Annotated in this window: 18 protein-coding genes; 2 read left to right on the top strand and 16 right to left on the bottom strand. The window is 62.0% G+C overall.

Annotated features, from left to right (window positions below):
* Window positions 1–158: 158 nt before the first annotated feature.
* The 9 genes from OC537_RS01610 to tapM all read right to left on the bottom strand — a co-directional run bounded on the left by OC537_RS01610 (window position 159) and on the right by tapM (window position 9410).
* Entirely contained in the window at window positions 159–1031 is an 873-nt protein-coding gene (locus OC537_RS01610) for a Dam family site-specific DNA-(adenine-N6)-methyltransferase (RefSeq protein ID WP_139745818.1), read from the bottom strand.
* Window positions 1032–1101: 70 nt separating this feature from the next.
* Window positions 1102–2631 carry an SPOR domain-containing protein gene (locus tag OC537_RS01605; RefSeq protein ID WP_262108777.1) on the bottom strand — a complete coding sequence of 510 codons (1530 nt, stop codon included), beginning with the start codon at window positions 2629–2631 and terminating at the stop codon, window positions 1102–1104.
* Complete coding sequence (gene aroB / locus OC537_RS01600; protein WP_139745816.1) at window positions 2621–3703, bottom strand: 3-dehydroquinate synthase; 1083 nt, start codon at window positions 3701–3703, stop codon at window positions 2621–2623. The genes OC537_RS01605 and aroB overlap by 11 nt, the downstream gene beginning before the upstream one ends.
* A 16-nt stretch (window positions 3704–3719) precedes the next feature.
* Entirely contained in the window at window positions 3720–4238 is a 519-nt protein-coding gene (gene aroK / locus OC537_RS01595; protein WP_005329951.1) for a shikimate kinase AroK, read from the bottom strand.
* A gap of 191 nt (window positions 4239–4429) precedes the next feature.
* On the bottom strand, window positions 4430–6649 hold the full coding sequence (locus OC537_RS01590) for a type IV pilus secretin PilQ (RefSeq protein ID WP_262108771.1): 2220 nt from the start codon (window positions 6647–6649) through the stop codon (window positions 4430–4432).
* Window positions 6650–6665: 16 nt separating this feature from the next.
* Window positions 6666–7193 carry a pilus assembly protein PilP gene (locus tag OC537_RS01585; RefSeq protein WP_025326151.1) on the bottom strand — a complete coding sequence of 176 codons (528 nt, stop codon included), beginning with the start codon at window positions 7191–7193 and terminating at the stop codon, window positions 6666–6668.
* A 2-nt stretch (window positions 7194–7195) separates the two neighbouring features.
* A complete protein-coding gene (tapO, locus tag OC537_RS01580; RefSeq protein WP_163157433.1) occupies window positions 7196–7795 on the bottom strand; it encodes a PilO family type IV pilus biogenesis protein TapO in 600 nt (199 codons plus the stop codon).
* Window positions 7792–8361, bottom strand: a complete 570-nt coding sequence (gene tapN, locus OC537_RS01575; protein ID WP_106887549.1) for a PilN family type IV pilus biogenesis protein TapN — start codon at window positions 8359–8361, stop codon at window positions 7792–7794. Before tapN ends, tapO begins: the two co-directional genes overlap by 4 nt.
* On the bottom strand, window positions 8349–9410 hold the full coding sequence (tapM, locus tag OC537_RS01570; RefSeq protein WP_316044139.1) for a PilM family type IVa pilus assembly protein TapM: 1062 nt from the start codon (window positions 9408–9410) through the stop codon (window positions 8349–8351). Before tapM ends, tapN begins: the two co-directional genes overlap by 13 nt.
* Before the next feature lie 297 nt (window positions 9411–9707).
* On the opposite strand from tapM, the gene OC537_RS01565 reads away from it, so the two are divergent.
* On the top strand, window positions 9708–12197 hold the full coding sequence (locus tag OC537_RS01565; RefSeq protein WP_262108765.1) for a penicillin-binding protein 1A: 2490 nt from the start codon (window positions 9708–9710) through the stop codon (window positions 12195–12197).
* 57 nt (window positions 12198–12254) lie between these two features.
* Here OC537_RS01565 and oxyR read toward each other — a convergent pair whose 3' ends face one another.
* The 3 genes from oxyR to OC537_RS01550 form a co-directional block, all read right to left on the bottom strand.
* Window positions 12255–13151, bottom strand: coding sequence for a DNA-binding transcriptional regulator OxyR (oxyR, locus tag OC537_RS01560; protein WP_262108763.1), 897 nt, complete (start codon window positions 13149–13151; stop codon window positions 12255–12257).
* A gap of 166 nt (window positions 13152–13317) precedes the next feature.
* Complete coding sequence (locus OC537_RS01555; RefSeq protein WP_262108758.1) at window positions 13318–13953, bottom strand: DsbA family protein; 636 nt, start codon at window positions 13951–13953, stop codon at window positions 13318–13320.
* A gap of 80 nt (window positions 13954–14033) precedes the next feature.
* The gene (locus OC537_RS01550) at window positions 14034–14891 is read right to left on the bottom strand and encodes a Vmh family MBL fold metallo-hydrolase (RefSeq protein WP_262108756.1); all 858 of its coding nucleotides are present in this window, start codon (window positions 14889–14891) and stop codon (window positions 14034–14036) included.
* Between the two features lie 121 nt (window positions 14892–15012).
* Here OC537_RS01550 and OC537_RS01545 point away from each other — a divergent pair, with 121 nt between their 5' ends.
* Window positions 15013–15915 (top strand): LysR family transcriptional regulator, encoded by a 903-nt coding sequence (locus OC537_RS01545; protein ID WP_171275653.1) that lies wholly within the window; start codon window positions 15013–15015, stop codon window positions 15913–15915.
* A gap of 48 nt (window positions 15916–15963) precedes the next feature.
* On the opposite strand, the gene OC537_RS01540 is transcribed toward OC537_RS01545, so the two are convergent.
* From OC537_RS01540 to OC537_RS01525, 4 genes are read right to left on the bottom strand one after another with little or no spacing between them, the layout of a single operon-like run.
* Window positions 15964–16746, bottom strand: a complete 783-nt coding sequence (locus OC537_RS01540; RefSeq protein ID WP_106887556.1) for a BPSS1780 family membrane protein — start codon at window positions 16744–16746, stop codon at window positions 15964–15966.
* Between the two features lie 39 nt (window positions 16747–16785).
* The gene (locus OC537_RS01535; RefSeq protein ID WP_262108752.1) at window positions 16786–17823 is read right to left on the bottom strand and encodes a fimbrial protein; all 1038 of its coding nucleotides are present in this window, start codon (window positions 17821–17823) and stop codon (window positions 16786–16788) included.
* The gene (locus tag OC537_RS01530) at window positions 17816–18583 is read right to left on the bottom strand and encodes a molecular chaperone (protein ID WP_262108750.1); all 768 of its coding nucleotides are present in this window, start codon (window positions 18581–18583) and stop codon (window positions 17816–17818) included. Before OC537_RS01530 ends, OC537_RS01535 begins: the two co-directional genes overlap by 8 nt.
* Complete coding sequence (locus tag OC537_RS01525) at window positions 18580–21132, bottom strand: fimbria/pilus outer membrane usher protein (RefSeq protein ID WP_262108748.1); 2553 nt, start codon at window positions 21130–21132, stop codon at window positions 18580–18582. The genes OC537_RS01530 and OC537_RS01525 overlap by 4 nt, the downstream gene beginning before the upstream one ends.
* Between the last annotated feature and the right edge of the window lie 69 nt (window positions 21133–21201).

Below are 21201 nucleotides of genomic sequence, written 5' to 3'. Positions count from 1 at the left end.
GGACCGCAGTTGCAGAAGACGCGGGCCGCGAGTCTCGCCGCAAAGGCGGGATGAAAACGAACCGCACCTGCAGAAGACGCGGGCCTTGCACTTGCCCCACCAGACAGGTGACTGCCCGGGCAGAAACGACAACGGTCCCCGCTGGGACCGTTCATGACTCAACCGACAGAGACCAGCTCGGCCTCGCCGGGGTAATGGCCCTGCTCGGGGGCTATGCCAGGCGGGTAGAGCGCCAGCAGCTCGGCCACCTTGTTGCGGCTGCCACCGTTGCGGCTGATGGTGCGCTTGACCAGGATCTCGTCCAGCCGGGCCCCGCGATAGAGTTCCCGGGTCAGCTCGATGTCGTGGTTGCTGATGAGCACGGGCACCCCCTTGTGGGCGGCGGTATGTCGGGCCAGCCTGGCCAGCAGGGCCTGGTCATCCAGGGTGAAGCCACCGGCCGAATAGCTGGTGAAGCTCGCCGTGGTGGAGAGCGGCGCATAGGGGGGATCGCAGTAGATCACCCAGTCTTCCTCCGCCCTGGCCATGGCATCGGCATAACTCTCGCAGATGAAGGTCGCCTTCTGGGCCTTCTCGGCGAAGGCCCACAGCTCTTTCTCCGGGAAATAGGGCTTCTTGTACGAACCGAACGGCACGTTGAAGCCGCCCTTCTTGTTGTAGCGGCACAGGCCGTTGAACCCGTGGCGATTCAGAAACAGGAACAACTGGGCCCGCTCAAAGCCAGCCTCGGTCTGGTTGAACTGGGTGCGCAGCCGATAATAGGCAGTCTTGTGGTTGTGCTCGGCCACAAACAGCTTGCGCGCCTCGTGGATGAAGTTGTCCGGCTGTCGCTTGAGGTGATTGTAGAGACCGATCAGATCCGGATTGATGTCGTTGAGCACATAGGCATCGTAATCCGTGTTGAGAAACACCGAGCCCGCTCCGACGAAGGGCTCCAGCAACACACGCCCGGCCGGCAAGCGCTCGGCAATCTCTTCGACCAGGGAGTATTTTCCCCCGGCCCATTTTAAAAACGCGCGTGTTTTTTTCATGGAAGTCCGGTGTTAAGAAGGCAATGCCCAAAAAAGGGGGACGATTCTACCCCCTTCCCCGGGCGACTGGCTATTGCTTCAATTCTTTTTGTATCTGGGCAAACGACTTGGGCCAGGGCTGTCCCTTGAGCAAGGCGGGGGAGAGCTTGCGGATCGCCGCCTTGGCCTGGGTGCTGTTGGCATAGTCGCCCTGCACCACCACGTACCAGGGACTGCCACGGAAGCGGGTCTTGTAGACCCAGACCTTGCCCGCCAGCCCATGCTCGGCCACGAAGCTGTCGACCGCCTGGGTGTTGCTCGCCCCCATCAGCTGGATGCTGTAGTGGTTACTCGCCTTCTTGTTGAGGGTCGCCACCGGCGTCAGGGCCACCTTGGGCGCCGGTGCCGCGGCGGGCACAGTCGCGGCAGGAGTGGGCGTCACCTTGGCAACAGGCGCCGTGCTCTGTGTCTGTGCCGCCGCCCCGGTCGGGGCCGCACGGGAACTCCCGCCGACCAGCTCGTCCACCACAGCCGTCGGCAGGGCACCGCTGACGTTGGGCTGTGTCATCAGTTTCTCAACCACTTCGTCTGAGATGACGACACGGCGCCCCTCGTAATTGCTCGACTCAGTGGTGACCGTCTCGCTCTCGACCTTCTTGGGCAAGGTCTTGGCATCGGGTTGCCAATCCCGGGCAACCTGGTTGCTTGAAGAGCTGGCATCGGCGCCACTGCTCCCCTGGGCCCCGCTCGCCGCACCGACATTCAGCGGATCGGTGGCGACGGGGTCGGGCAATGCCATCCCCCGGGACGAGGCAGGGGCCTGCTCCTTGCCTGCCTCCTCGAACAGAGGGAGATAGCTCAGGGCCAGCAAACCGGCGGCCGCCAGGGCCAGCACGGTCGCAATCTTCTTGACGGGCCACTCGGCCTGACGTTTCTTGGGCCTTCTGTCGGTCATGACATCCTCCAATGACTGCATGATGGCGGACGGGTGTCCCCCCGCCCCCTTCAGGATCTCTTCCACTTTCGGCTTGGGCAAGAGGGCCGCCGGGATCTTCAGCTCCTTGGCCTTCTCATACAGGAAGATGCGTTGCTCAGGCGCGCTCAGTGGCGCGACTTCCAGCTCGAGCGCGGGCATGGCCCGCCCCTTGAGGGCACTCTTCTGATCGCGACACCAGACGTCACTGCCCGAGAGCAGGATGGCCAGTTTATGGGGAGAGGCCAGGGTATCGTTATGGCGACAGAGCGCCCACAGCTCCCCCACCAGTTCGGCGGGCAGGGTGTCGGCACGCTCGATCATGAGCAGCAGGGTGGAAGGCTTGCCCTCCAGCATGCGGAAGAAGCTGTCGGCCAGCGCATCCTGCGCATTGAACAGGGGGCGAGCCACCACCTGCTGAAGCAGCAACTGGCGCACGTCCGCCATCTTCATGGCCGGGCTGCCAATGAGGCTCACCACCCGAACAGTGTCAGGCAGTTGGGCAAGCAGGGATTCACACAGGGTGCCACGGCCGCTGCCGGGCTTGCCTGAGAGAAAAATATAGGGGTGATTGAACTCAATCAGGTGCAGCAGCCGGTCAACCAGCTGCCGCTGGGAAGGCAATTTCAGCAATTTGTTATTGGTCACGACCAGACTCGATCACCGCCATTAGCTGCGCATCCGTCACATCGGCCACCACCTGGGCCTGCCCGATCCCGACCGGCAACACCAGCCGCAGCTTGCCTTCCAGCACCTTCTTGTCACGGCGCATATGGCGAATGAAGGCGGCAAAGTCCATCTCGGGCGGCGCCAGCACCGGCAGGTCCGCCGCCAGCAGCAGGTCGCGGACTCGTGCAACCTCTTGCGCCGTCATGTCACCACGGGCCAGGGCCGTTTCGGCCGCCAGCATCATGCCTGCCGCCACCGCTTCCCCATGGAGCCAGTTGCCATAACCTTTCTCGGCCTCGATGGCATGGCCGAAGGTGTGACCCAGGTTCAGCAGGGCGCGCACGCCATGCTCGGTCTCATCCTGACCGACCACGTCGGCCTTGATTTCACAGCAACGGCGAATGGCGTAAGAAAGGGCTTCGGCGTCAAGGCGTTGCAGCCGTGCCATGTTGACTTCGAGCCAGGAGAAGAAGGCCGCATCCCAGATGATGCCGTACTTGATCACCTCTGCCATGCCGGCGGCAAATTCCCGCGCAGGCAGGGTCTTGAGGCAGTCGGTGTCGATGATCACATGCTTGGGCTGATAGAAGGCGCCCACCATGTTTTTGCCAAGAGGGTGGTTGACGGCGGTCTTGCCGCCGACGGAGGAGTCAACCTGGGAAAGCAGTGTGGTAGGCACCTGAATGAACGGAATGCCTCGTTGATAGCTTGCCGCAGCAAAGCCGACAACGTCGCCTATCACGCCGCCCCCCAGGGCGATGAGGGTGGTGTCACGACCATGACTGGTTTCCAGCAGAGCAGACATGATCCGCTCGAAGGTAGCCAGGGTCTTGTAGGCCTCGCCATCCGGCAGTATCAGGTGTTCAACCTGAAAACCGGGCAGCAACTGAATGATCTGCTCAAGATACAAGGGGGCGACGACTGTGTTGGTCACTATCATGACCCGCTTGCCCTTGATCGTCTGCGCCAGCACCTCGGGGCGTTGCAACAGACCAGCAGCTATCTCAATCGGGTAGCTGCGCTCACCCAGTTCGACCTTCAACCTTTCCATGGACGTCCTCTATTGATTACATACCAATCAACTTAACGATTTGATTAGCTACAACTTTTGCACTTTGATCATCAGTCTGGATGACAAAGTCTGCGACTTCTTCATACAGGGCGTTGCGCTCGAGGGCCAGACGCTCCAGCACTTCGCGGGGCGGCTCTTCGGTTTGCAACAAGGGGCGACGCTTGTCTCTCTGGGTACGCGCCAGTTGCTTTTCAATGGTGGTTTCGAGGTAGACCACGATGCCGCGCGCAGAGAGTTTGTTGCGGGTTTCACGGCTCTTGATGGCGCCGCCGCCCGTTGCCAGCACGATACCCTGCTGCTCGGCGAGTTCACCGATCACCTTCTCTTCGCGGATCCGGAAACCCTCTTCGCCTTCAACATCGAACACCCAGCCGATATCGGCACCACTGCGGCGCTCAATCTCATGATCTGAGTCGAAAAACTCCATGTGCAGTTGTTCTGCCAGATGTCTACCTATGGTGCTCTTGCCCGCACCCATGGGACCTATCAGGAAAATATTGCGTTTCTCAGCCATGTCTTTTCGTTAGTAATTACAAACTGTATGGCCCCGGTAACTACTCGACCGGGGTACCTATGAACCTTATCTTGCGATGGATCAGGAGGGGGATTATCTCAATAGAAACCAGGACTGGCAACCGCAGCCCTTACGCCCCAGCCTCATCGGGGCGTAAGGTTATATGTGTTTTACCCTCACATGTAAAGTTTTCAGAGGGCGTCGGTGACTATCCTCGGGGTCACGAAGATCAGCAGTTCACGCTTCTTGTTCTCGCTGGTGGTTTTCTTGAACAGGTAACCCAGACCGGGAATATCCCCCAGCAGCGGCACCTTGCTGACGTCGCTCTTGATGGTCTGCTGATAGATGCCGCCCAGCACCAGGGTCTCGCCGTTGTTGACCAGCACCTGGGTGGTGATGGACTGGGCGTTGATGGAGACCGCATCCCCGGTACCGGTCGGGACGGTTTCCCCCTTGGTATCCTGGGTCACGGTCAAATCCAGGATGACCCTGTTGTCCGGGGTGATCTGTGGCGTGACCTTGAGACTCAGCACAGCCTTCTTGAAGGTGACCGAGGTCGCCCCGCTGGATGAAGACTCCACATAGGGGATCTCTGTCCCCTGCTCGATCAGGGCCGGCTTCTGGTTGGCGGTGGTCACCCTGGGGCTTGCGATGATCTCGGCCTTGCTCTCCTTCTCCAGGGCGGAGAGTTCGAGATCCAGCAGAGTGCCATTGGCCAGACGGGCGACCTGGAAGGCCAGGGTACCGGCGGCATTGGTCACCGGCAGGTTGACGTTGAGCCTGTCTTCCACGCCGGGGCGCGTGATGGTGGAGCTGCCGTCATTATTACCGGCGCCATCATTGCCCTCTATGGTGCCCGAGGTGCCATTGCCATGACCATCCGTCTTGGTCACCCCCCAACGTACCCCCAGGGCCTCGTCGAAGCCGTCGTCTATGGTCACCATGCGCGCCTCGATCACCACCTGCTTCACCGGGATATCGAGGATATCCAGCATCCGCTTGACGTTGCTGATGACATCCGCCGTGTCCTTGACCACCAGCACGTTGGTGCGTTCATCCACGCTCACCGCCCCTCTGGGAGAGAGCAGCTTGGTGCTATCGGAGGAGAGCAGGGCCGCCACTTCGGATGCCTTGGCATAATTGATCTGCAGATACTCGGTGTAGAGCGGCGCGAGGTCGGCTACCTGATTGCGGCTCTCCAGCTGCTGTTTCTCTCGTGCGGCAATCTCGTCCGCCGGGGCCACCAGCAGTATGTTGTTGTCCAGTCGCTTGTCGAGCCCTCTGACCTTGAGGATGATGTCGAGCGCCTGCTCCCAGGGCACACCATCGAGACGCAGGGTGATATTGCCGGAGACGGAATCAGTGGTCACCAGATTGAGGTTGTTGAAGTCGGCGATGATCTGCAGCACTGTCCGAACAGGAATATCCTGGAAGTTCAACGAGATTGGCTTGCCCTGATATTGTTTCGCTGTCGTGGTCGCGACCCGCTTCTTCACCTCTATGATGAACATCTTGTCGGCCTGGTCGTAGCGATAATCAAACTGGCCGTTGACCGAGAGCTCAAACAGGGTGTCATTGCCCTGGCGGAACACCTCCACCTGGGAGACAGGGGTCGCAAAATCCTGCACATTGATAAGATTCAGCTGATCATCCGGGATCCGGGTACCGTGAAACTTGGCGAGCACCTTCTGGCCGCGGCTGCTCACATCCACCGCCGCCGAGCTGTTGTCCAGGGTCACGAGAAACTCCCCCTGCCCCTCCTTGCCACGGCGAAAATCCACACCCTTGACCGAGTTGAAATAAGCACCGCCTGTATTCGCCTGCGAGACGGACAACACAGGTTTGCTGGCAGCAACAGGGGCGGGAGCCGCCACGGGAGAGGAGACAGCCGCGGGCTGGTACTGAGACTGGTTCTGGGCGACCCGCTGGGTATCAATCAGTGCAGACTGGGTCACAGGCTGGCTCCTGACAAGGGCCGACGGGCTGGCAGCAGGGGAGACCGTCGTCGCAACCACCGGCTGACCGGCCTTCTCTCCCAATGACACCAGCAATTTATTGCCCTGTTGATGGACCTGATAAGGGGTCAGCTGATCGAGTGCTATCTTGATATCCAGCCCCTCTCCCTTGCCCTCCACCTTGAGGTTGTCCACCCCCTGCTGCTTGATGGGCAGCGGGTTGACCGTCAGCGCCCCTATGGCGCCGGGCACGTGCAACAGGAGCTGATTGGGTTCATACGACAGTCTGTCGGTAAATCCGCTCACTGGCTCGCTGAAGCTCAGCTCCAGCAAGAGTTGATCGGCCAGCAGCGGATTCACCTTGACCTCCTGCAACGCCGGCACCGCCCACACCTGAGTGCATACGCCCAGCCACAGCAGCGCCACACCCCTCATCCTTCTTATTGTTGTTCTCATCTCTGCTCATCCCTGATCATAGTTTTGCGTCGAGATTGGCCATGGCCAGCTGAGTTTCTCGGGTGACCCAGCATCCTTTGCCATCCGGTACCGTTTCCATCAAGTCAACATGGGTATTCGTTATCTTGATGACTCTGCCCTGATCCAGCCCCATGTACTGATTGAGCCCCACACGCACGGCTTGCCCGTCCGGGGTCCTGATCAGTGCCCACAACTGTCCCTGTTTGCCGATGGATCCCTTCATGCTCAAACTGGCCAGCGAGTAGCGCTCCAGCACCTCCTTCTCCCGACTGGCCACTATCTGGGCGCAGTCCGGCTTGGTCTTGGCATCCACCCTGGAGCTGGTCTCTGGTTGCGGTTCAATGAAGGGGCTGCGTTGATCACTGCGCTGATAGGCCATGGGGGAGAAGGGCTTTATCTCCGGCAAGGGCTCGATCGGGATGGGTTTCCTCGCCTTGGTTTGTTGTACGTACTCGTCCATGTCCTCCTGTCCGCCACAGGCCGTCAACAACAGCACCGGCAAGAGGAGTCCGATCACTCTCATGCTCATGGCTTCTGCTCCAGGGTTTTACCGTTGTACTTGTAGGTCTTGGCCTGCATCGACATGCCTATCAACTCGTCCTGGCCCCGGCCTTGATTGAGCTGAAACGAATCTAGGATCACGATGCGCGGCAACGCGGCCATGTCTGCCGTGAACTTGCCGAGCTCGTGATAGGTGCCCACCACCTCGATGCGCATGGGCAGTTCGGTCGAGAATTCGTGTTTGACCTCTGCCTCCCAGTTGATCCTGTTCAATTTGAGCCCGTTATCGGTGGCAATGAAGCTGATGTCATCCAGCAACCCCGCCACCTCATGGGTATTGGGCAACTGCTTGAGCTGGGTATCCACCAAATGTTCAAGCTGCACCATCTGCTTCCTGTATGCCTCCAGGTTGGCGGCCAGCATGGCCTTGCTCTCGAATTGGGCCTTCAGATCCTGTTCTTTAGCGGCCTCCTGCCGCAAGGCCGTCAGGGAGTTGGCAATCACATAGTAGTAAATGGCGCCACCCAGCAGGGCACAGCAAAACAGGATGAAGATCCCCTTGGCGACTTTTGGCCAGCGCGCGATGTCATTGAGATCCAGGTCATTGAGTTGTTGCAGGTTCATTGTTGCCCCTTAGTCGCGACCGGAGCGACGCCGGCAATCTGGAACATCATGGAGAACTGGCTGAGGGCCACGGGCGCCACGTCTGCCGTGAAGATGGTGCTGAGCTGAGACTGTCCCAGCCAGCCAGACCCATCGATGCGCCTCATCATGCTGGCAACCCGGCCATAGGCTTCGGCCTTGCCGTTGACATCGATTCTGTTGGCCTGCAAGGCCAGGGTATTGAGATAGACCCCATTGGGCACCAGCACGGGTAACTGATTGAACAGGCGTACCGGTATGTTGCGCCTTGTCTGCAACTGCTCGATAAGCTGCATCCGATCGATCAGCTCCTTTCGGCGCTCCTTGAGCAGCCGGATCTCGCCGAGCTGGGTATCGAGTGTGGCCATCTCCTGCTGCAGACGCTGGTTGCGCTGCTGTTGATACCCGATCTGCTGCTGCACCAGCCAGTCGACGGCAAAGGCAAGGGAGGCGGTGGCCGCCAGAAAAAGGCCGATCATGATGCCAAACTGCTTCTTCTGGCGCTGGGCCCTGGCCAGCCGCCAGGGCAGGAGGTTTATATTTGACATGGTGTGAAGCTCCGCAGTGCCAGACCGAATGCCGCCATGTATTTGGCCCCATGGATGAGGCCCCCTTCCCCCCTGGGCTTGCCAAACAAGGCGAAGGGGTCGGGATGCAGCACTTCACAGTTGAGCTCGCTGCCTAGCTGCCCGACGAGACCCGGCAGCAGACTGCCCCCTCCCGTCAGCACCAGTTTTGACAACTCCTTGTTGCCGGACGAGCTGCAAAAGAGCTGCACATTGCGCCTGACCTGCAACACCAGCGTGCTGAGGTGGGGCAGCAACACATCCACCTCATGGTCGGCAGGCAAGCTGCCCTGAACCTTGGCAAGCTCCGCCTCTTCCAGGCTCATGCTGTAAAAAGAGGCCAGGGCCTGGCTGTATTGATCGCCACCGAAGTTCTGCAGGCGGGAATAGACGACCTCCCCCCTGAGCAGGGCGGCAAAGGTCATGGCACTGGCGCCTATGTCGACGATGCCGACCGGCTTGTCCCAGGATTGCAGCTCGGGCAGACAGGCCAGCACGGCACGCCCCAGCGCATGGGCCCCCACGTCCACCACCATGGTATTCATGCCAGCCTCCGTCAGCGCACTGACCCGGCCGTTGACGCTCTCGGTGCGCGCCGCGCTCAGCAGCACCTCCTGGCGGCTCTCGTCGGCCGTCAGACCGAGGATCTCGAAATCCAGGCTGACCTCATCGAGGGGGAAGGGAATGAGCTGTTCTGCCTCCAGGTGAACCTGGTTCTCCAGCTCGTTCTCGTTGATGTTGGCATCAACCTGAATAACCTTGGTGATGACATTGGAGCCTGTCACGGCCGTGGCCACCTGCTGGCAATCCCCTTGCATGAGCCGCTTGAGCGACTTGAGGGACTGGCTGACCCGTTCAATGTCCTGCAGTTGATAATCGACCAGGGTGCCCTTGGGCATGGGGATCTCGGCAACCGATTCGAGATGCACCTTGCCAGGACGTCCGCTGAGGGTGACGGCCTTGATGGTTTGACTGCCAAAATCAATGCCCGCCAAGGAGAGGAGGGATCCCTTACTTAATAGCCCAAACATATACACATCCATGCGTTATTGGGTTTTAGGACTTATTGTAGGACAGCGCATCACGAGGTGATGACTTAACTCAATATAATGCTCTATCTATCAATGTCATAAAGTTTATGTCAAAAGTTGACGCTGCTCTCCTTTCGGCCTTGATTGCGGCCCCCTTGGTAATTGCGTCCTGGAATGCTACCCTCCCGCCTCTTCTCGAGGTCGATGTCTCCGGACAGGAAAACCTCGAATCCGCGAGGGTAAAAAGGCTATACTCTGCGCCCGTTGGCTAATTTTAAGACGATTGGTAGTTCTTCCATGCTGAAATGGCTCGTTCGCCTGTTTATTGTCATGATGCTGGGTGCAGTGCTGGGTGTTGCCAGCCTCATCGGCATCTACTTCTACATCAAGCCCCAGTTGCCGGATGTGAGCGCCCTGCGCGATGTCAAACTGGCCACCCCGATGAAGGTGTACAGCCGGGATGGGGAACTGATCTCCCAGTTCGGCGAAATTCGTCGTATCCCGTTGCGGCTGGATGAAATTCCCCAGTCCATGATAGATGCCGTGCTCGCCACCGAAGATGCCCGCTTCTATGAGCACCCGGGCATAGACCCCATCGGCATCATCCGGGCCGCCACCGTCTGGGCCGTCTCCGGCCAGGCCCGCCAGGGCGCCAGTACCATCACCCAGCAGGTTGCGCGCAACTTCTTCCTGAGCAACGAGAAGACACTGGTGCGCAAGATAAAGGAAGTCTTCCTGGCCTGGCGCATCGAGCAGAATCTCTCCAAGGATGAAATCCTCACCCTTTATCTCAACAAGATCCCCCTGGGTTACCGGGCATTCGGGGTCGGCGCCGCCGCCCAGGTCTACTTCGGCAAAGACGTCAAGGATCTGACCCTGGACGAGATCGCCATCATAGCCGGGCTGCCAAAAGCCCCCTCCATGCTGAACCCCATACGTTCGCCGGAGCGCGCCTTTGCGCGCCGCAACGTAGTCCTGGGCCGCATGCTGGAGACCGGCAAGATCACCCAGGCCCAGTTTGACGAGGCCTCCAAGATGCCGGTCAAGGCCCGTTATCACGGTGCCGAGACGACCCTCAATGCCCCTTACCTGAGCGAGATGGTGCGCCAGAAGATGGTGGAGCAGTTTGGTGAAGATGCCTACACCATGGGGCTGCACGTCTACACCACTGTCACCGCCAAGCGCCAGCGCGCCGCCCACCAGGCGCTGCTGGACGGCGTCTTCGACTACGACACCCGCCACGGCTATCGCGGCCCGACCGCCCTGCTGTGGAAGGCCGGGGAAACGGCCTGGGACTACGACCAGATAATGGCTCACCTGGCCAAGCAACCGACCTACCAACCCCTGATGGCCGCCGTGGTCACCAAGGTCGGTGACAAGAGCGCCACCCTGGTGCTGAAGAATGGCAAGCAGGCCGAACTCGGCTGGAACGGCATCAAGTGGGCCCGAACCTTCATCACCGACGATCGCCAGACCTATCCACCTAAATCGGCACGGGATGTGCTGAAAGTCGGCGCCCAGATCTGGGTGCGGGAGAAAGGGGAAGAGCTGCTGCTCTCCCAGATCCCTGACGTCAACGCCGCCCTGGTTGCCATGAACCCGCAGGACGGTGCCATCGAGGCCCTGGTCGGCGGCTTCAGCTTCGAGCTCTCCAAGTTCAACCGGGTCGATCAGGCTCGCCGCCAGGTCGGCTCCAACATCAAGCCCTTCCTCTATGCCACCGCGCTGGAGCAGGGCTATACCCTGGCGTCCCTCATCAACGACGCCCCGATCAACCAGTGGGATCCCGCCAAGGGCCCCATGTGGCAGCCCAAGAACTCGCCGGCCATCTATGAGGGCCCGACCACACTGCGGCTCGGTCTTGCCAAGTCCAAGAACGTGATGTCGGTCCGGCTGATGCGCGCCATCGGGCTGGATACCTATATCGATGGCCTGACCCGCTTCGGCTTCGCCCGCGAGCACATCTCCGCCAACGAATCCCTGGCCCTGGGGGCCGCCGAGTTCACCCCGCTGGAAGTGGTGCGCGGCTACTCGGTGCTGGCCAATGGCGGCTTCCAGGTGACCCCTTACTTCATCACCGAAGTGACCGACAGCTTTGGCACTCCCCTGTATCAGGCCAATCCGGCCGCCGCCTGCCGCGACTGCGGTGTACTGGCCGCCGCCGGGCTCGACAGCGCCAATGCCTACGCCAATACCGTCCCTGACTGGAAGGCCCAGTGCCCGATTGATCCCGTGGTGCCCAACAACATGGCGCCCCAGACCATCAGTGCCCAGAGCGCCTTCCTGATCACCGACACCCTGACCACCGCCATCTGGGGTGGCAATGGCTGGCGTGGTACCGGCTGGCGCGCGGCCCGTGACCTCAAGCGTCACGACATCTCGGGCAAGACGGGGACCACCAACGAATCGAGGGATGCCTGGTTCTCCGGTTACACCCCGAATCTGGTGGCCACCTCCTGGATAGGGTTTGACAACCACCAGCGCGGTCTCGGCCGGGCCGAATTCGGTGGCGGCGCCGCCCAGCCCATCTGGATCGACTTCATGAAGACGGCCCTGCAGCAAGTGCCCGAGCGCAAGATGCCGGTCCCCGAAGGGATCATGCAGGTACGCATCGATCGGGAGACAGGTCTGCTGACCAACCGCTCCGATGGCGCCAGCATGGAGGAGTTCTTCAAGGAAGGGACTGAACCGACCCGCTATGCGAGCCAGCTCTCCGATGGCAATGAGGTCTACGGCGGCGATGGATCCAGCAGCGATGGCCCCGTCTCCACCGACGACATATTCTAAGCTGCCCGTAGCGGCAAAAAAACCGGCGCCCTGGCGCCGGTTTTTTTTATCTGCCCCTCAGCCGAGCAGCCCCTTCATCAGGGCTGAGATGCGGGAGGCCAGTTCATTGAAGCAGGGGCGGCGCACCGAGTAGTGGCGATAGAGCAGGGAGATGGTGCGCCCCGGCACAGGGTCTATCACAGGGCGATAGCTGACGCCCCCCTCCTCGGCGTTGGCGGGCACCGCCAGCCTGGGCACCAGCGTCATGCCGCTGCCGGCCGCCACCATGTTGCGCAGGGTCTCGAGACTGGTGCCCTTGAAGCGCTGATCCTCGCCTATACCGGCGGCAAAACAGAAGCCCATAGCCTGATCCCGCAGGCAGTGGCCGTCGGCCAGCATCAGCAACTTCTTGCCCTTGAGATTGCCAAGCGGCACCGCCCTGGCACTGGCTTCCGGATGATGCTGGGGCACCGCCAGCCACATGGGCTCCTGATAGAGAGGGATGGAGCCAAAGCCCTCCATGCCCTCCAGCTCGGCGAGCACCAAGCAATCCAGCTCCCCCTCCTCCAGCCGCTTGAGCAGCACCTGGGTCTGCTCCTCGTAGAGATAGAACTCCAGCTTGGGGAAGTGCTCCCGCAGATCCTGAATGATGTGGGGCAAGAGATAGGGGCCCACGGTGGGAATGAAGCCGATGTGGATCTCGCCGGACATGGGCTCGGCGAAGTGCTGGCCTATGCTCTTGAGCTCGCGCACCTCTTTGAGCACCTTGCGGGCCTGCAGGGCCATGGCATCGCCGGCCGGGGTAAACAACACCTTGCGGGAGGTGCGCTCGATCAGGATCACCCCCAGCTCATCTTCCAGCTTGCGCAGCTGGCCGCTCAGGGTCGGCTGGCTGACGAAGCAGCGCTCCGCCGCCTTGCGAAAATGTTTCTCCTCTTCCAGCGCTACCAGGTACTCGAGATCGCGAAGGTTCATAGGTACTGCATCCTGCCAATCTAAAGAGGCCGTTAGCATGCCCAAGAACGGTGCGGGGGACAAGGGAAGCCCAAAACGAGGAGTGACCTCCCCCACCCCGCTAACCCGGTCTACCCCGCTGCCCTGACCCCAGAGGCCGATGCGGCAAACCCGGGCATGGCCAGGATCAGGCCGCCATCAGGGCGGCGAGATGGCTCGCGAAGGCTTGCGGCTCCCCCAAGAATGAGGAGATGGGCAGCGGGATGAGGCTTCCCCCCCGCATCAGTCCGAGGGTCGGGAATCCCTGCCCGCCGAACCGGCGCAGCCAGCCCTGGCTTTGGGCCAGATGCCCGGCGAGATCCACCTTCTGGCAGGTCTGGGCGAACGCCTCCGCCGTGATGCCCTGCTCCTGCGCCAGCAGCGCGAGACGGGCCTGGTCGCCAACCCACTGACCGTCAAGGTAATGGGACTGCTGAATGCGATGCAGCAGGCTCAAACCATCGCCCCCCAGTTCGGTGACCGCCAAGATGGCCCGGATGGGGGGCTCGGAGTCGAGGAAGAGACCGTCGCTGAGCAAGAGCTCGTTGAAGTAGCGCTCACCGAAAGGCTGGCCGGTCAGGGCCTGGATCCGCTCGTCATGGGGGCGGACATGGTCCCGCAGGGCCTGGCCCATCTGCTGGCGGCGCGGGCCCAGCCAGAGGCCACCCGCATGCAGCGCTATCTGCAAATCCGGGATCCTGGCCGCGGCCTCGAGCAGGGGGGCGGCGCCATAGCACCAGCCACAGAGGGGGTCATATACATAGTGCAGTGTGGTGTCGTTCATCTGCGTGCTCCTCGGCAATTGATCAAAAAACCGGGCAATGAATGCCCGGCAAAAAAACACAGGGAAAAGGACTCAGGCCATTACCACTTCATCTCGCCCATGTTGACCTTGGCACCTATGGCCAGGCCATCGTCCACCGGCAGGAACGGGAACGCCTTCTTCAGGCCGTCGATCAGCTGATCGCTGTGCTTGGCGGTGGCCAGCGCCTGCTCGAAGCGCTGGACGTAGTCACGGGTAAAGGTCACGGCCTGGGTGCCCTTGGGCTCTGTCCCCAGGAAATGCCCCGGAATGACCCGCTCAGGCTGGAGGGCCAGCATGCCGTCGAGGGCCTGCATCCACTGTGCCCGCGCCGCCTTGGTCTGGCTGTCCGCCATCCAGACGTGCACTCCGCTGTATACCGGCACACCGCCAAACGCCGTCTTGATGGAGGGAGCCCAGAGATAGGCACTCGGCGTGTTCATCTCCTTGATCTCGATCTTCTCGCCATCCAGGGTCAGGTGGGAGGCCGTCATCACCTGCGGCACTATCAGGGTCTTGGGTGCCTGCTCGGCGAGGATGGGGCCCCAATAGGCCAGCTTGGCATCCTTGGTCTGCTTGATGTGATCGACCACGTGCTGGCTGGCCAGGATCTTGACGTCGGGGAAGGCCGCCTTGATGGGTTCCAGCCCGAAGTAGAAGTCGGGATCCCCGCCGCTGATGTAGACGGTGGTCAGTCGCTTGCCGCTCTGCTTGATCAGATCCACCAGCGCCTTGCCGTCATTGACCCCGAACTGGGCGTCGATGAGGATGGCCTCCTTGTCGCCGGTCACCAGCTCGGAGGAGACGGGGAAGATGGCCTTGTCGCCGGGGTTGTAAACGGTCACTGTCAGGGGGCTCGCCAGGGCGGCGCCACCGAGCAGGGTGGTGGCCAGGGTCAAGGTGCGAAGTACTGTGTTCATGGGTATGCCTCGTGGGTAAGTGGTCATCGAATGGACACAGTTTATTGCAAACTTTTCAGCGCAAATACCGCATAATAAGCACATCACTGTTGCACAAATCGAGCATATAGAGGTGCTGAGCATGGATCGACTGACCGCATTGCGGGTCTTCGTCTGCGTGGTTGAACAGGGCAGCCTGAGCGGCGCCGGAGAGAAACTGGAGATGTCCCGCGCCATGGTCTCGCGCTATCTGGCCGAGCTGGAGCGCTGGATGGGGGCCAGATTGCTGCACCGCACCACCCGCCGGCTCAGCCTGACCGGGCCGGGGGAAGAGGCACTGAACCGGGCCAGGGCCATGCTGGCGCTGGGGGAAGAGATGGAGCACCTGGCCATTCGCAGTGACGAGGCCCCCAAAGGGCAACTGCGCATCACCAGCAGCTACTCCCTGTCCGAAGCCCTGCTGGTCCAGGCGGCGGACGACTACCTGGCTCGCTACCCCGGTACGGCCATCGACATCCTGCTGCTGGACAGAACCGTCAACCTGGTGGAGGAGCGCATCGATCTCGCGGTGCGCATCACCAACGATCTGGATCCCAACCTGGTGGCGCGCAGGCTTGGCACCTGCCACTCGGTGGTCTGTGCCAGCCCCGCCTATCTGGCCCGTCATGCGCCTTTGCAGCAGGTGCAGGATCTGGCCCTGCACAACTGCCTCACCTACACCTATTTCGGCAAGAGCCTGTGGGAATTTCAGGGGCCCGATGGCCCCGAATCCGTGCCGGTGAGCGGCAACCTCAGCGCCAACATCTCCAACCTGCTGCTGGCGGCGACCCTGGATGGGGCGGGGATCAGCCTGCAGCCAGCCTACTCGGTGCAGACCCACCTGGAGAGTGGCGCCCTGGTGCCTCTGCTGACCCAGTGGCAGCCCAAGCAGCTCGGCGTCTATGCCGTCTATGGCACCCGCAAGCAGATGTCCCCCCTGCTGCGCAGCTTCCTCGACTTCCTGATCGCACGCATGGCGGATGATCCCCTGTGGCAAGCCCGCTGAAGGCCCATGAAAAAGGGGCCTGTCGGCCCCTGTCATCCCTGTGTCGGCTTATGCCTCGAAGCCAAATGCCTTGACCGGCGACTCGCCGTCGTCGGCAGCCTCCTCGTCCACATAGATGTCGCGATAGGCGGCGTAGATGGAGTAGTTGATGGCTGGCAGCACCACCAGCAGACCCACCAGCATCAAAAGCGCACCAAAGAAAATCAGCACGGCCCCCAGCAGCCCCCACCAGAGGAAGGGCCACATGTTGCACATACAGCCCTTGAAACTGAGCCGGGCCGCCTGCCAGGCTCCCACGCCATGGAAGAAGATGAGGGCGGGGGCGAAGGTGATGGCCATCAGCACGGGCACCAGCAAGGCCAGCCCAAGCAACAGGCAGAGCAGGAACCCCTGCGCCTGTTCGGGCGTCAGGGTCAGGGTTTCCGGATCCTGGGAGAGCAGGCCGGTCAGGCCCCACTGATGCAGCATGAAGGCGCAGATGAGCAGTATCCCCATGAACAGGGCGAGCACCATCAGCCCCCCCAGCATCAACGGGGTCAGCCGATGACGAAAACCGGCGAAGAAGTCGGCAAACTGCAGGGGGTGACCCTCATAGCCCCGGCGGGCCACCGCGACCCAACCGGCCCCCCACACCATGTAGAGCAACTGGGAGATGAAGCCCCCCGCCGGCAGCTGTTCCAGCAACATGCCCACCAGGAACCAGATCACTATCATGGCCACGCTGGCGCCCATGCCCTTGTTGAAGATGTCGAACCCGGTGCGGATCCAGATCCAACCCTGCCCTATGGTGTGGCGTCTGGGTTCGCGGCGCAGGGCGCTGTCACTGTTCATCATTGACCTCGTCGAAAATAGGGGCAGAAAACCCTGTCATCAGGGCACGCTCACCGTGACCATTATGGTGCCCGTGTAAGCACCGGGGCGCACCACCTGACCCGGCAACCGGGTCGGATACAGCCTCACCTGATATTGGGTGTTGTGGCTGGCCGCCGAGTAGGGTACCGCGATGGCAGTATCAAATGGAATAGGGGTCAGCGTATCCTGCTCGACCATGCCCACCCCGACCCCGGCCAGGCTGGTGGTGACGAAGCGATTCTGGCTGCTGAGCGCCCCCCCGAAGCTGTATTGCAGCGGCACCAGGTAGTCACTCGGGATCTGGCTGCAGGTCACGCTCACATTGACGCTGCGCGGGGCATAGCCCCTCGGGATCTCCCCCTCGACGAAGGCACTCTGCGCCACGGCGCCGAGATCGATGGGAATGCTGGTGCCGGCGGGGAACTGGCAGGTCGGCGTCGAGGTGACGCTGATGTTCATCGCCAGGGTGCTGAAGGCATTGACCGGGCTGGTGTCCGGTGCATTGGCTCGGCGCACGAAGAGGTGGGCGACAGTGCCGCTGAAGGTCTGGGTACCCGTGACCCCCTTGAGCAGTTTCAGGGTATAACGGCCGCCGTTCACGTTGATCCCCCCCAGCAGTGAGACATTCAGCAGCCCGCCGACACAGACGCTTAGCAGCCCACTGGTGGTGGCGCTGAATGGAACTTCCTGATATCCCCCTGCCGCATTGAACTCGACCTTGAGGCCGAAATAGGGGTTGAGCTTGATAAGGGTCCCCAGAGGATCGGAGACGGTAGGCAGGCTGGTGGTTCCCTGGTAATAGACTGTCATCAGCAGCCCCACCGAGATCCCGGTGCAATTACAGGTGGCCGTGCCCGTGGTCGAGAAGGAGGTGGGACCACTGGTCCCACCGGGCTGATAGAGACCGCTATCGGCGGTGATGGCGCCGGTCGCCACGAAGGGGCTGGTGCACTGGCCATTGACGGCCTGCACCTCGCCTGGCCATGAAGCCGCCACCAGCAGGAGTGCCGCCAACAGCAAGAAAGACAGGCCCAGGTTTCCGACGCCGTCACTCATCCCGCTCTCCTCCATGCCTGCCCAGAACAAATTCCTGCTCATGATAATTGCCATCGTCGTCTATCCAGCGCAGCCGCCCGCGGGCCCCCGCCGGTACGGCGCCCGCCATGGGAAGAGAGAGGGAACCGTAAGGCGGCAGCACCCCGCCCTCGCGCCAGGCGAGATGCTGCCCGCTCAGCAACACCTCGCTCAGGCTGATGTGAAAGGGGCCCGGATTGCTGACCCTGAGTCCGCCCCCCGCCAGCCCCTGCCAGCCAAGCCGGCTAACCACCTCGGCCGGGGAACCCGCCAATCCGGCCGGCCGGTAGAACAGCTTGATGCGGGTGCGATAAGCCAGTTGTACGCTCGCCTGCGAGGCTTGCGTCTTGGGGGGCAGTCCAAGGACATTGAGCCAGAACAGGGACTCCCTGTCCCGGGGGAGCCGGCTCAGATCCGCGCCCAGGATGCGCAGCACCTGCCCCCTCTGCGGCCCCAGCCGCATCATGGGCGGCACCACCAGAAAGGGGGTCGAGACATCGGCCGGTCCCTGCTGCTCATTGCCGCCATCGACCCAGGCCTGCAGCAGACTGGGCTCGCTGCCGTCGTTGCGTACCATCAGACTGGCCTCGGTGCCCCCCTCATAGATCACCCGGGTACGCATCAGGTTCAGGGCGGCCTCGCTGCTTGAGCACCACAACAGGGAGCCCAGCGCCAGCCATGACAGCACGGCGTACCCTTCCAGGGCCCGGCACCAGCCATGCCAACCAATGGGGTCTCTCATGAACTTGCTCCCGGAGTGAGGCAGCGGGCGGCGACCTGCTGATAGGGCATAGCAGGATCCGGCCGAGGGACCCGATAGTCGAGCCGGCACCGCTCATCCTCCTCCTTGCCCCACTGAACATGGAGGGTCCCCTGCTCGCCACGCACGAAGATGAGCCCCCCCTGGCCGACCACGGCCACGGCGTCGCCGCGACCATCGACCACCTCGGCACCAAAGGGCGGCGCACTGCCATCCTGACGCACGGCCTTGAGCAGCAAAGGCTGGCCGACATGGGTCTCATACGCCAGCTTGACGATGGCCCCCCGACGCGGGGCCACCATCTGGGCGCTGCCATCTATCTCCACATCCAGCGGCAAGCCGCCGGGATCCAGGCCTATGATGTTGGTGCGATAGGGGTTGAGCCCGGCCAGCACGGCATAGCCATCCCCATCCACCTCGCTGCCGATCCCGTGGCTGACCCTGGCCCCCTGGGCGCCCTTGGCTTCCACCAGCGCCATAGTCTCCCCTTGCGTCTGCCCCAGCACCCAGCCCTCCTCATGGACCAGCAGGGTTCCCTTGGCCGAGGCCACATACTGGGCGTAACCCTCCCCCTGGCTGGTGCTCAACCCCAGCTGGGTGGCCGCCGTCTGATACTGCAGGTTGGCACCATAGCTCAGGGCCGAGTTGCCACTCCCCCGACTCTGATTGCCATAGACACCGTAATAGAAACGCCCATCCCGGGAGCCCCCGTTGAGATCCAGCCTGGCGCTGGCCCCCTGCCCCTCCTGATAGGAGAGGGTGCTGCCAAGACGCGGCGCCCCCAGTTTGTCCCCTATGGGGATGCTGAGGCTCAGCACGTATTGATCCCCCACCCCCTCCTCCAACGAGTGGCTGGCCGACAGGGTCAGACTGCCCCAGTCAAACCCCCGGTTGTAGCCGAGCTGGAAGCTGCTGCTCTCCCCCTGGCCACCCCAGTAGTCGCGGCGAATGCCGTTGAAGTAGAGGTCCCCCCACTCCCCTACCGGCTGGTTGATGTTGAGCTGGAAGCGATTGCGCTCCCGCTGCAACCTGTCCAGCGCCTGGGTCTGTATCGCCGCCACGTCGTTGAGGTCGAGATAGCCTTCGCTGGAGAAGCGATAGGCGGCCAGGGTGAAGTAGGTCTGGGTCCTCTCCATCTGCTTGCTGTAAGTGAGGCGATAGCTCTGACCGGCGAGGGAATCCGGTAGGTTCGCGCTGGCGGGCAACGCCCGCGCCCAGGAGCCGGTCACATCCAGAGCCAGGGCGCCGTAGTCCGAGCCCATGGCCGCGCCTCCCAGCAGGGCGCCGTAATCCTCGGCGGCTATGGTTCCGCCATAGAGGGTCAGGGCATCCGAGAAGCCACGCCTGTAGGTGCCTTGCAGAAAATTCGGGCCATCGGGCCCCGCATCATTGCGATAGCGTCCCAGGGTCAGGCTGAAGCGGGAAGTGTCGTCTCGCAACATCTGCACCACGGAGGAGAACGGTAGGGTGAAGCTGCGCTCGCTGCCATCCGCCTCCGTGATGGTCACATCCAGATCACCGGCAAAGCTGGTGGCATAGAGATCGTCGATGGCAAAGGCGCCGGGGGCGACCTGGGTTTCATAGATGAGGGCAGTGCCCTGGCGGATGCTGACTCTGGCATTGCTCTGGGCCACCCCGCGCACCACGGGGGCAAAGCCCCGCTCGAAATCCGGCAGCATGGCGTCGTCGCTGGCGAGCTGCACGCCGGTGAAGGGCACGCTGTCGAAGCTGTCACCCGGGGTGAAGTACTCCCCCAGCGTCAGCTGGGCTTTGCGGGAGGTGACATCTCGCTGCGCATAGCTGTTGAGGGGCTGATAGCCGCCCCCCTGGTTGCCCTGCCAGGAGCCGTTGTGACGCAGGCGCCAGGCACCTAGGTTGATGCCGGTGTTGAGGTTGATGCTGCTGCTCAATGGCTCCCCTATGCTCTCCTGTTCGCTGTAATAGAGGTTGGCGTTATAGCCGACGAAGGCCGCATTGATCCCCTGCACCCACTGCTCAGGCCCCACATAGTCACGTCTGATCTGACCGAGATAAGCCTGGGGCAGGCTGAGTGCCCCGCTCAGGCTGGCCAGATCGAAGGTGAAGCTGGCCCCCGGCACCAGGGCTCCCACTTCTATGCAGTCGCCCTGGAGTTGCTGCTGCACCGACCCCTGATCGGGCAGCTTGTCGACCAAGAGCCCCCACTGCGTCAGCTGATCCGGATGAAAGCAGAACAGGGGCGTCCCGGGATCCTGCCCCGCTCTCACCTCCACCTGCTGACTTATTCTCTCCTTGCCATTGATGGTGATGTCGAGCTGGTAGCGCCCGGGGGGGATGAAGTCGGCACGGGAGAAGCGGGCCAGGTCGATGTTGACCCCCAGGCTGTCGAGCAGGCGGCTGTCAAACTCGATGTCGGCGGGTGGACTGATCGCTTGCCCGGCCACCTCATCCCCCATGGCAAGGGGGCACCAGAGCAACAGGGAGAGACAGCAACCGGCGTACCAGAGGGCGGTGGCATGAAGGCAGCAAGAGAGGGGCATTCTGGCTGTCACTGTATAGCTCCCCCCTCAGCGCCGGCCTGTGCACCGGGAGCGCCGAACCCTGGGTCCAGCTCCGGCATC

It is taken from the genome of Aeromonas sp. Marseille-Q5825 (assembly GCF_946892685.1).
Lineage (GTDB): Bacteria > Pseudomonadota > Gammaproteobacteria > Enterobacterales > Aeromonadaceae > Aeromonas > Aeromonas rivipollensis.
The sequence above is the reverse complement of the archived record's forward strand: the minus strand, read 5'-3'. Positions and strand labels throughout refer to the sequence as shown.